This window comes from Actinomadura sp. 7K534 (assembly GCF_004348575.1).
Taxonomy (GTDB): Bacteria; Actinomycetota; Actinomycetes; order Streptosporangiales; family Streptosporangiaceae; genus Spirillospora; species Spirillospora livida.
Map to the genome: position 1 here is coordinate 1 of NZ_SMKB01000310.1, position 7,372 is coordinate 7,372.

The following is a 7,372-nucleotide window of genomic DNA, read 5'->3' on the forward strand; positions in this document are numbered from 1 at the left end:
GATAGAACCCCCACCACCCCCACCCGCACGGATAGCCCGATATAGATGTGGAGCCGAAGGACCCGCCCCCATACACTGTGTCCCGGCGTCCCGCCGGGCGCCGAGCGCCCGTAGCTCAGCTGGACAGAGCATCGGACTTCTAATCCGACGGTCGCGGGTTCGAATCCTGCCGGGCGCGCCACCCCCACCAGCAGAACCAGGCTTTGACCTGCGAAGACGCTAGTTGATCTCCGCGCCCCGGATGCAGCCATGTGCCACCGAACGCAGCCGCACAGCACCGTTCCCGGAATATACGCGGAATGACCCGGCCCGCGTTTGCCCAGGTCAGCACACAAGACAAGAGAGGCCCCGGAACGTCCCGGAGCCTCTCCACCGCGGTTGCCGATCATGCCGCCAACGCGTCCTCGATGCGCTGGTTGGCTACCTCCCGCTGCCCATCGATGCACCTGGCGTACACACGCAACATCACATCGACCCCGTGGCCAGCGCGTTCGGCCGCTTCGGGAGCATGGACGCCTGCATTGAGCCAGAGCGACACCGCCGCGTGCCGCAGGTCGTACGGCCGGGCCGCCAACGGCGATTCGACCTGATCCGGAGCGAGCGCCAGGACGCGAGCCCGCTTCCAAACCTGCGCGTACGCCGAGCCGGAGAACGACCGGCCGCCACTGGTGACGAACAGCCGACCATCCTCGGCCGTCCCGAAGGCGTCGAGGTGTTCCCGGAGCATCGTCACCAACTCGGGAGGGATGGGGACGGGCCGCACGATGTCGTCCTCACGATGCTTGAGGCCCCGATCATCGAAGGTCTCCCCCGAGTCGGTGTATCGCTTGTTGGTCTGGGGCCGGGTCTTCTTCAGCGTGATCAGCCCCCAGCCCGTTGCCGGAAGTTCGCAGTCCTGCCGACGCAGCCCCGCCGCCTCAGCCGGACGAAGGCCGGCGAAGTACATGCACCCGAACATCGCCCGCAGCCGAGGCCCCCGCGACCGGCCGACATAGGAAACCGCCGTCAGCAGCTCGCGAGCTTGGGACGGATTCACGACGACCCGCCGATCAACGGCCCCGTTCTGCTTGGGAGGACGCCACTTCACTCGGTCCAGGGGGTTGGCCGCCAACTCCCCCAGTTCGACCGCGTAGCCGAGCGCATGCTTGAACACCGCCCGCTTGCGCCGGAACGTCGAGGAGGCCGCGGGTTGCCCATCGAGTTGGAGCGCGAGGGTCTCCAGAGCGGCCCGAGCCAACCGCGGTTCGTCCAGTTCGGTAATCGGCATGGACGCCGACTCCAGCCAGCGAAGCGCCGCGCCCAGTTCGGCCGACATGTCGGGACGGCGATCGTCCGGCACGAAGACGAATCGCCGGAGAAGCACCCGGAGGAGGGACGCGTCAGGACGACCGGGGGTGTCCTTGACGAACACGAGCGTCACGGCCGTCATGGTGTCGGTGAGGCCCTCCCGAGACTTGGCAGCCGCATGAGGCCAACGCGCCTTGACGTAGGCACGTGCGAACTCCAGCCACGTCCGAGCGGTCGCCGCTTTGAGCATGGACAGCGGAAGGCCCGTGTCCGTATCGAACGCCTTACCGCTCTTGGCAGCCTGCCTGAGGTCAGACAGGAAGCTCTTTGCCTGTGAAGACCGTTCGAACGTCCGGGACTTCTCACGGCCGCCGACCGTCCAACGCGCGGTGTACGAAATGACCTTGCCCGGCTTGTCTGACCTCGGCCCCGCTTTGTTCGGCCGGGTCTCCCAGAACTTGACCTTGTAGGACGTGTTCACGCCGCCTCCCGCAGCGACCAGAGCCACGCGTCGAGATCACTTCGATAGATGCGGATCTCGCCGTTGGGGAGCTTGAACCCAGCCGGAGCCCGACCGATCTCCCGCCACCGGTAGAAGGTCCGCCGAGAGATCCCGCCGAGTTCTTCGAGCACCTGGTCAACCGTGAGAAGTTCATCCCGCTTGCCGCTCACGCTGCCTCCGGAGTTGCCGAAAGTTCTGGGGTGGGGTCGTGGGTCGCGGCGTCGAGCTGGCGACGCCGTTGGATGCGTTCGTTGATCAGGAGCAGTAGGCGTTGCTCTGCTGGCTTGACGTCCGGGTCGCCAGGCCCGGCGCGTTCCCAGACGTGGACGGCGTTGGGATCGGCCGGGTTGCTGACGGGGACACCGGCCTCAGCCAGCCGCGCGAGGACCCAGGCTTTGCGGTCGGCTTTGTGGTCGGCCAGGGTCTTGCCGGACCACTTGCGGGAGACCAGGACGCGGCGGCCGCCGTAGCCGAGGTGTTCGCGTCGGTGTGCCTTGCCCTTGCAGTAGCCGGGCGTCATCCCTTTGCGGGGGTTCTTGGGTTGGACGCCGTAGCGCAGCCAGTTCGCGCACGTCGGTGAGCAGGGCTCGTAGCGGAGTGCTTCGGCCATCCGGTCGACGTGTTCGCGCTGCGCGGTGGTCTCGGCGTTGTGGCACTCGGCCACGCCCTTGACGAGGTACTTGGTCAGGTAGCCGATCAGCTTGCGGGACTGCGCGGAGTCGGCCAGGACGCCTTGTGCGTCGATCTGCCGCCCGAACTTCACCACGTGCAGGGGTTCGGCGTCGGGGTCTTGGCCGAGGGCGTCCAGCGCTTCATCCCAGGTGGGCAGGACTTCGCCGGTTGCGGGGTCGAGGTATCCGCCCTCTGGCCCGGTTGCCTCATCCCAGACCGGGAGCCGTTCCCCCTCGAAGACGACACGATCGGTCGAAGGCCACCACACCTGGTGATAGGTCGCCGCGACCACCTGCCGCAGCTCGGCCCGCGAGATCGTTCCCCGTATGGCCATGTGCAGGTGGGGCGTCAGGCGCCGTTGTGGTTCGACGGCGGCGAAGTACTGCACGTCGTAGCCGACGAACCGGCGCAGGTTCTGCACGAACCGATCGACCAGCTTGGAGAAGTGGAGCGCGTCACGGGCGGCCCGTGTGTAGTCGTAGGTGTCGGGGTCGAGGGGGGTTCCGTCCGAGCGCACCCGGCCGTAGGAGTCCAGGGTCAGGGTGAGGAAGATCGAGGGCCGGAACGCCTTGCCGTCCTTGCCTCGGAAGACCTTGCCGACCGTGCGGGAGTCGACCGGCCGCCGGGGAAGGTCCGGGGCATCCTGCCGCCGCCGGGTCGACCGCGTCCGCCGGCCCCTGCTTCCCTCATCGGTCTTGAGGGCACCGCGGACCCCAGTGCGTTCGAGCTCGTTGTCGAGGTCCCGTATGACCGCGTCCCAGAACTCGGAGTCTTCCCCGTCCGCCGTACCGTCCTCGGTTGCGCGGTCACGGGCCGCCGCCGCGTGCGCCCGCATCTCCATCCACGCGCGCTGTTCCTCGTCTGGGTCAGCGCGCGTGATGACGGGTTCTTCGGTCAGGTGCCAGCCCTGGGAGCACTGGACCGCGCGGAGTTTGCGCTTGCGTTCGGCGCACGAGGGGCAGACCGAGGCCAGGGTGTGACCGCACGGGACGTACACCATCTCGGCCGCGCCGGTGTTCAGGTCGACGCGGCGCATGGGCACGGGGCGGATGCAGACGCCGTGTTCGACCGCGACCGCTTCCAGCACACCCCGCGCCAACGGGGGAAGCGTCTTGACCACCGGTTCCGGCTCGGGCTCGTCCGGAGCGTCGGGGGCGTCGAGGGTAGGTTGCCTCACGCAGCCCCCTCGATGTCCAGGTCGGGCAGCCCGAGAGCGACCATCGCCCGGATATCGGCATCGGAGACGTACGCCGCCCGGACCCGCACCGGGTCAGGGGAGGCTTCCAGCCGGACGAACCCGACCCCCGCGCCGACCTCCGGAACCGATGAGATCTGGTCGGCCAGGCCGCCGCGGTCGCGGGCACCGTCACCGAGCACCATGTCGACCTGCTCGTCTTCATCGAGGCGCAGGGCGATGCGGTCGGGGAACAGGTTGCGCAGGTTGTTGACCTCTTTACGCGCATCCTGCTGGGCACCGATGACGCAGTACCCCACCGACCGGCCCTGACTAGTGAGCACGGCCAGCGCGGACTCGGCCCGCTTGCGAAGGTCGCGTTCGGGGCAGTAGGCGGTCAGGAACGCCAGCTCATCCACCACGATGACCCGGAACGGAAACTCCCGCGACGGCGTGAACGACCGCGTGACGCCCGCGAACCGCTCCGCACGGGCGTTCATGTCCTCGGCCGCCGCCTCCAGCAGATCGACCATGCCGCCCTTGGGATCGGAGGAGTACCGCCCGTACCGTTCGAACAGCACCCGCCCAAAGCTCAACTCCATGCGTTTCGGATCGACCGCCCACACCTCCACCAGCCCACCGAGCATCAACGGCAGCAGCGCGCGGACGGCCGACCAGATGACCGAGCCCTTGCCGGCCCCCGTCGCCCCCGCGATGAGCACGTGCGTGCCGAGGAGCCGCAGCCGCCACGGTGAGCCGTCCTCACACCGCCCGACCACCACGCCGGACAGGTCCACCTCGGAGGCGTCCGGGACGGGGAAAGCCGGTATCGGTTCGGCGAGGGCATCACGGCGGACGAACTCCAGCCAGACCCGGCCCGGACGGTCCCCGTCCCGCACCCGGACCAGGGACGCCCCGAAGCCGTGCGCCAGGTTGGCCGTGACCCGCTCCCACGCGTCCGGCGCTTGACCTTTGAGCATCCGGACCAGCACCCGGTCACAGGTCGGGCCAGAGCGGACGCGGACGAGGGAGGGCAGGTACTCCCTGCCCTTGTGCATCTTGGTCAGGCCCGCGGTGACCAGGACGGGTTGCCAGTGGCGCCGGTAGACGAAGGTGAGGCGCCACCAGGACTGGACGGGACGGGCGATCCAGCGGACGAAGGACGGACGATCCACCAGCGCCCACACGCCCAGGACGACGGCGAGGAGGGCCAGGACCAGGACGGGGACGGTCCACCCGTACCGGTAGCCGAGCCAGCCGAGCCCGGCCGCGATGGAGACGGGGACGATGTTGCGGACCAAGAAGACGACCGCGCGGACCAGGAAGCGGACGGCGTTGACGATGAGGACCAGGCCCTCGGGCATGTGCCACACCGGAGGCGCCCACTTGGGGGCCGCGAACGGGTCACGCTGGGTTTCGACGGCGACGTTTTCGCCGGGGGCGAGCTTGCGGAACTCCCATGCCATGATGGGTCACACCTCTTCTTTGTGCTGTTCAGGGGAGAGAAGCGGGGCGGCCGGAGGTACCAGCTCCAGCCGCCCCACCCCGGACATCAACTCGCGGGAACGCGCGGGACGTGTGCCGACAGGGACCGGGAGCGGCACACCCTGCAGCCCGGGTCACCGCAGAACCGGGTCAGGGTGTGAGCCCACCGCACCGACCGGCGCCGCTCGCCCGCTTCCAGCAGCAGGCCAAGTCCCGCGATCCCGCAGAGCATGACGAAGGCGACGGCGAGCATGGCGAGGGTGGTCATGCCGCATCCTTCGCAGCCGTGTCCTTGCCCGAGCCACGAGCCGCGCCGCCACGGGAGTTGGCCGGACGGACCGCAGCCGCCTTGAGCGAGTAGGCCAGCCGGCCGGTACCGGAGTTGACGTAGGGCGTGACCGCCAGGCCGTCGAACTCCACCGGCACGAACGGGAACCCCGCCGGGGCCTCCGGCATCACCGGCTGAACCGGCGCCATCAGCTTGACCTTGAACGTCCCCTTGGACTCGGGGTCGGCGTCCAGGACCTCCACCGACCACACCAGTTCCCCGGTGTCCTTGTCCCGCGCCTGGACGAAGTTCTCCCGGGTCGACCGGTCGAAGTCCCGCACCGGCTCGACACCGCCCTTGACGAACGCGCCGTAGGGGAACACGTCGGCGAACGCGACCTTGAACGGACCTTGCACTGCCATCTCTGGCTACCTCCAGACACTCACCCGTCCGCTTGTCCGGACGAGTGCATGCCTTGAAGATACCTCGCACACTCGACCGGACAACCTCCAGCTAGAGTGACCTGCGTCACATTCCGTGGAGCGGCGGGTCAGCCGGACGCCGGTCAGTCCGGGACGCTGTACACGTCCTCCAGCTCATGCAACGACCCCGGCATCACGACCTGCGCAACGAACCGCACCGCATCAGAGGCGTCATGCAGACTCGCCACCGTCGCCAGCACCGGCTCAGTCTCCTTGATTCCCAGCAGGCCGGGTTCGTCGCCGGCGGGGAGTCGCGCGGTCAGTCGCTCGGTGATGTGGTCGATGCGCAGGCCCTTTACCGTTCGTAGGTGATCGCGCAGCCCGACCGGCAGGGGTTCGGGCTTGTCCAGGTCGGTGCCGAACGTCAGCTCGTGCGGGAACCAGCACGTCACCATCTCGGAGGCGATGCCGTCCCGCTCGGTGACCCAGCGCCGCGCCAGCACCCGCGCCCCGCCCGAATCCAGCAGCGCAGCGACCGGGCCGGGCGCCTCCACCTGGCCAACGTCGACCAGCCGCACCCCCGCAGAGGTCTCCGGCTGATCGAGGACGGCCAGGCCGGGCCGGGAGGGCCGGGCGGCCGAGGCGGGGCGTCCCTTGACGAACGAGCCGCGCCCGTGTTCACGGGTGATCCATCCGTCCTGCTGGAGCATCTGCAACGCCCGCACCACCGTGGTACGGCCCACCGCGAACTCCCGGACAAGCTGAGATTCCGAGGGCAGCAGCGAGCCGGGCGGGTAGTCGCCGTTCTCGATCCGGCGCCGCACCTCCAGCACCACCCGCGCATACTTCGGAGGCTCAAACTCCAAGCTCGACATCACAACCACCTGACTACTAGCACACTTGACCGCATAACCGCACCTCTAGCGGCACTGTAGCGACCACATGCACAAACGTCACGCCCCAAGCGCGCCACAGGCAGCACCGAGACCGCCACAACGCCCACGGCGACTGCGGATTCAGCGGTTGGAATTCACATCAGGTAGCGCGGCACCTGGAACCCCTCCGCAACCAGCGCCGTGCACACCTCACCGACCCGCCGCGGCCCGATGTTGCGCACCTCGGCCAACTTGTGCGACAGCAGCAAATCCACCACATACCCCACCGTCGCAGGACGGCCCCGCTCTGCGCGCAGAGCGTTGAGCACGTGAGCCGACAGCCCCAGACACTCCGCCGGACACGTCCGCGTCACCTGCTCATGCTCGTGCGGCACCACCTCCGCCTGCAGGCCCGTCACCTGCCCCGCCATGGACAGCATCCGCAGCAGATCAGCCACCGTCCGCACTCCCAGGCACGACACCGGGCACTCAGGCCCGATATACGGGTGCCATGGCTGGTGCACGCCATCACCGCTACCAGTCACCTCGGCCACGGCCACCCCCGCGCATGCACGATCGCCTCCCGCAACTCCCCCGGATCGATCGCCTCCACCAACCGCACACCACGGCGAACCCGCACCATCGCCCACCACGCCCCCGTCGCCTCGCCGTACCAGGCCACCACCC

Annotated in this window: 9 protein-coding genes and 1 tRNA gene; 2 read left to right on the forward strand and 8 right to left on the reverse strand. The window is 68.7% G+C overall.

Going from position 1 to position 7,372, the window contains the following annotated elements; all coding sequences use genetic code 11:
- Positions 1–104: 104 nt before the first annotated feature.
- Positions 105–181: transfer RNA gene (locus tag E1266_RS33760), tRNA-Arg, on the forward strand.
- A gap of 204 nt (positions 182–385) precedes the next feature.
- On the opposite strand, the gene E1266_RS33765 is transcribed toward E1266_RS33760, so the two are convergent.
- From E1266_RS33765 to E1266_RS33800, 8 genes are all read right to left on the reverse strand, one after another.
- Positions 386–1,768, reverse strand: coding sequence for a tyrosine-type recombinase/integrase (locus E1266_RS33765; protein ID WP_132054085.1), 1,383 nt, complete (start codon positions 1,766–1,768; stop codon positions 386–388).
- Positions 1,765–1,959, reverse strand: coding sequence for a helix-turn-helix domain-containing protein (locus E1266_RS33770; RefSeq protein ID WP_131982633.1), 195 nt, complete (start codon positions 1,957–1,959; stop codon positions 1,765–1,767). The genes E1266_RS33765 and E1266_RS33770 overlap by 4 nt, the downstream gene beginning before the upstream one ends.
- Positions 1,956–3,638 carry a replication initiator gene (locus tag E1266_RS33775; protein WP_347876767.1) on the reverse strand — a complete coding sequence of 561 codons (1,683 nt, stop codon included), beginning with the start codon at positions 3,636–3,638 and terminating at the stop codon, positions 1,956–1,958. The genes E1266_RS33770 and E1266_RS33775 overlap by 4 nt, the downstream gene beginning before the upstream one ends.
- Entirely contained in the window at positions 3,635–5,101 is a 1,467-nt protein-coding gene (locus tag E1266_RS33780; RefSeq protein ID WP_243719221.1) for an FtsK/SpoIIIE domain-containing protein, read from the reverse strand. Before E1266_RS33780 ends, E1266_RS33775 begins: the two co-directional genes overlap by 4 nt.
- A gap of 86 nt (positions 5,102–5,187) precedes the next feature.
- Positions 5,188–5,388: a hypothetical protein gene (locus tag E1266_RS33785; RefSeq protein ID WP_132054087.1), complete on the reverse strand. Its 201-nt coding sequence runs from the start codon at positions 5,386–5,388 to the stop codon at positions 5,188–5,190.
- On the reverse strand, positions 5,385–5,810 hold the full coding sequence (locus tag E1266_RS33790) for a plasmid replication, integration and excision activator (protein ID WP_132054089.1): 426 nt from the start codon (positions 5,808–5,810) through the stop codon (positions 5,385–5,387). The genes E1266_RS33785 and E1266_RS33790 overlap by 4 nt, the downstream gene beginning before the upstream one ends.
- A gap of 143 nt (positions 5,811–5,953) precedes the next feature.
- The gene (locus E1266_RS33795) at positions 5,954–6,685 is read right to left on the reverse strand and encodes a GntR family transcriptional regulator (RefSeq protein WP_132054097.1); all 732 of its coding nucleotides are present in this window, start codon (positions 6,683–6,685) and stop codon (positions 5,954–5,956) included.
- 155 nt (positions 6,686–6,840) lie between these two features.
- Positions 6,841–7,143 carry a hypothetical protein gene (locus E1266_RS33800; RefSeq protein WP_132054091.1) on the reverse strand — a complete coding sequence of 101 codons (303 nt, stop codon included), beginning with the start codon at positions 7,141–7,143 and terminating at the stop codon, positions 6,841–6,843.
- A gap of 48 nt (positions 7,144–7,191) precedes the next feature.
- Here E1266_RS33800 and E1266_RS39045 point away from each other — a divergent pair.
- The coding region (locus tag E1266_RS39045) for a hypothetical protein (protein WP_207946082.1) at positions 7,192–7,372 on the forward strand (181 nt) is incomplete at its 3' end.